Below are 619 nucleotides of genomic sequence, written 5' to 3'. Positions count from 1 at the left end.
GCTTTTGGCCGTGCAACCTTGATGCTTGTTGGCGCTATCTTCTCTAAGCCTCAACCCTCTAAAAGTTTTCCTCTACTCATCAAACAGTTGTATTCCGTTGGCGTGCAATCACTGGCTATCATCGTCGTATCTGGTTTGTTTATCGGCATGGTTCTTAGCTTGCAAGGCTATGTAGTGCTGGTGGATTACGGCGCGGAAGGCAGTCTTGGTCAGATGGTCGCGTTGTCACTACTGCGTGAACTTGGGCCGGTGGTTACTGCGCTTCTTTTCGCTGGACGTGCAGGCTCTGCGCTGACGGCAGAAATTGGTTTGATGAAAGCGACTGAGCAGCTTTCAAGCTTAGAAATGATGGCAGTTGACCCACTGAAACGAGTGATTGCACCACGTTTTTGGGCTGGGGCTATCTCAATGCCACTACTTGCGATGATCTTCATGGCTGTTGGCATCTGGGGGGCACAGCTCGTCGGTGTGGATTGGAAAGGTGTGGATCACGGCAGCTTTTGGGCAGCCATGCAATCTTCTGTTGAGTTGGGACAAGATATCGGCAACAGCATGATCAAATGCTTTGTGTTTGCCATTACGGTAACTTGGACTGCTCTATTTAATGGCTACGATGCGA

General features: G+C 49.9%; 1 protein-coding gene. It reads left to right on the top strand.

The annotated features are described in order from the left end of the window. The coding region (gene mlaE, locus R7R78_RS27525) for a lipid asymmetry maintenance ABC transporter permease subunit MlaE (protein ID WP_225474784.1) at nt 1–619 on the top strand (619 nt) is incomplete at both ends.

This window comes from Vibrio sp. 2134-1 (genome assembly GCF_033339495.1).
The sequence above is the reverse complement of the archived record's forward strand: the minus strand, read 5'-3'. Positions and strand labels throughout refer to the sequence as shown.